Below are 2483 nucleotides of genomic sequence, written 5' to 3'. Positions count from 1 at the left end.
GACTTTCGCCATGGCTTTGTGAACCCGCCCATGAAAGTCGATTCCAATACCAAAATCTTTACCCAGTGCATCGCGAATACCCTGAACTCTATCGAGCAGCGCGTCTACCTTGCTGTAATTGTCGATGAAATTCAGTTCTTCGGTGCCATTCATTTTGATGGCATTAAACCCTAATGCTTTTCGTTCCTTTGCCATGCGGACTACATCGTTGGGTCTGTCACCTCCAATCCAGGAGTAGGTCTGGATTTTGTCGCGACACTTGCCTCCGAGAAGTTGATAAATAGGAGAGTTCAGTGCTTTGCCTTTGATATCCCACAGTGCCTGATCAATACCTGAAAGGGCGCTCATCATTACTGCGCCACCTCGGTAAAAGGTTGACCGGTGCAGGTAGTTCCAGTGCAGTTCTATGTCTCTTGGATCTTTACCAATAAGGTATTCCATTAACTCATCAACGCAGGTATGAACTGTGTGCGTTCTGCCTTCTAAACAAGGTTCTCCCCAGCCTGTAATACCTTCGTCGGTGGTGATTTTTAAAAAGCCCCACCGGGGTGCCACTATAAATGTTTCGTAACCAGTAATTTTCATATAACGCCTTCAATAAGTCTTTGAGTAAAAGGGGATTCGCCTTTAACGCTCTGTGGAATTTAAGGATGCCCAACAATCCCGAAACGCTTTAGCACGCGTTCGCAATTCAGATGGCGTAACCCCTTTCTTATACAGCCCCGACCCTAAGCCAAACCCGTCGACACCAGCATCAATGTAGGACTGCAATTGATCTTTGTCGGCTTCAATACCTCCTGTTGGGCAGCAAATCATGTTGGGAGGCAGAACCGATTTAATGGCTTTAATACCGGTGGGTTGAATCAGTTCAGCGGGGAAAAACTTCAGTGCGCTTGTGCCATGTTCAATGGCAGAAAAGGCTTCCGAAGGGGTTTGAACCCCAGTGAAGACAACGCAATCGTGCTCTCTGGCTGTGGAGACCACGTTGGCGTTCAGGTTAGGAGTGACGATCAGTTTGGCGCCTGTTTCAATAACGGGCATCAGCTTGTCCACCGTTGTTACCGTTCCTGCACCTATGATGGCTTTATCGCCAAAGCGCTGCACCAGCTTTTCAATGCTTATTACTGCATCTGGAGAGTTCAGCGGAACTTCAATAAATCGAAAATCATACTCTAGAAGCACGCTGGCAATGTCGATGACCTCATCAGGCTCTACGCCGCGGAGTATGGCGATAAGTGGCAGGGTGTTAAACCATTCATTATTTCTAAGCTGATCAGTGTTCATTGCAGTTCTCGCTGTTGTAAATGGTTGTCATACCTTTCAGAAAGCACTGGTCGCCATCATGAATCTGGTGGCGAATATTCAGATAACTCAATGCGTTGGAATAGCGGTTGCTCAAACCTTTTGAGCCGACCAGATGGACTTCTTTCTGTTCATCGATCTTGGAGAGTTCATGACCAATGAGAAGCCCAGAAATGTATGAGTGGACATGAGTTTCTTTGATGTCTTTTGTTAAACGAAATGATCTCGCGCTGAACAGAACGTGATTTAAAGGGTGGCTGATGCCGATATCCAGACCTTTGTTAAACACGGATTCATTGGGTTCCTGTTCTGGTAAGGCTTTGCCTAACAAGCTATGGCTGGTCAGAACGGAATAGAGTTCACCAGTCATCACAGTAGAGAAGTGCATCAGTTGATCGTTTTTCCAGATCGCATGCTTACTGTGTGTGCCGCATAAAATAGCTGTGAAATCCTGCTGGAGCTGGTCACTTAACCCCACCAACTGAACCTCTTCCCCACGCATCACATCTGGGTGATCAAAAGCATTCTGGCAAAGAACGCCAGCGACAATCTTCGCCTGGATTCCCGAAAGCAAGGTCACGGCTTTAGACCCCTTAGCAATATCAGAAATAGTTGCAGGGGCAGGGAGGTAAGGCACTTCACACCAGCCCTGTTGAGAACCAACCATTCCAGCCATTATGACGGGCAGCGGACCATGACTCTCAGTCCAGTGGTGAATCAGCCCGTCAAATTCTTCGGGGAATTGTTGGTGTTTAACGGAAAGCAACCCTTTAGGAGCCTGAATGGTATCCAGACAGTCGCCTGATTCAGACATCAGAAACGCTCTGAAATTGGTTGTTCCCCAGTCTACGGCAATCCATTGCCCAGCCATAAAAACTCCATGTATTACTTTGAATTCAACCTTGTAATACAAGATTGATAGGTGTGAAATCGTGCCGAAAGCCAGGTGCCTGCAACTCAGGCTAGCGAATCAAATCGCTGGCTTTCAGCTCTTTAACGGTTTTACTTGTTGCGTCTAATACAATCTCGCGCATTGTTTCCCGAGCTTGTTCGGGGTTTCTCATTCGCACTGCATCCATCACTTTGTAGTGATCTTGCAGGGCAGGTTGGCTCAGCGTCATGTTTTGCTCTAGCGTTCGGGTAAACGACACCGCCATCGTTGTTGTCAGAGCATCACCAAG

General features: G+C 47.3%; 4 protein-coding genes. All 4 read right to left on the bottom strand.

Annotated elements, in window-relative coordinates:
* On the bottom strand, nt 1-585 hold a 585-nt coding region (gene dgoD / locus RH89_RS14520), incomplete at its 3' end, for a galactonate dehydratase (protein WP_004403370.1).
* Between the two features lie 42 nt (nt 586-627).
* Nucleotides 628-1284, bottom strand: coding sequence for a 2-dehydro-3-deoxy-6-phosphogalactonate aldolase (locus RH89_RS14515; RefSeq protein WP_004403367.1), 657 nt, complete (start codon nt 1282-1284; stop codon nt 628-630).
* Nucleotides 1274-2173, bottom strand: a complete 900-nt coding sequence (locus tag RH89_RS14510) for a 2-dehydro-3-deoxygalactonokinase (RefSeq protein WP_004403365.1) — start codon at nt 2171-2173, stop codon at nt 1274-1276. Before RH89_RS14510 ends, RH89_RS14515 begins: the two co-directional genes overlap by 11 nt.
* 91 nt (nt 2174-2264) lie before the next feature.
* The coding region (locus RH89_RS29935) for an FCD domain-containing protein (protein ID WP_004403362.1) at nt 2265-2483 on the bottom strand (219 nt) is incomplete at its 5' end.

Source organism: Vibrio nigripulchritudo ATCC 27043, assembly GCF_000222685.1.
In the GTDB taxonomy this organism is placed as follows: Bacteria; Pseudomonadota; Gammaproteobacteria; order Enterobacterales; family Vibrionaceae; genus Vibrio; species Vibrio nigripulchritudo.
This window is presented reverse-complemented; position numbering and strand designations above follow the sequence as displayed.

What these genes read in the sequence shown, in the direction of transcription:
- RH89_RS14515 (WP_004403367.1), bottom strand. Translation starts at nt 1,284, where the DNA reads ATGAACACTGATCAGCTTAGAAATAATGAATGGTTTAACACCCTGCCA.
- RH89_RS14510 (WP_004403365.1), bottom strand. Translation starts at nt 2,173, where the DNA reads ATGGCTGGGCAATGGATTGCCGTAGACTGGGGAACAACCAATTTCAGA.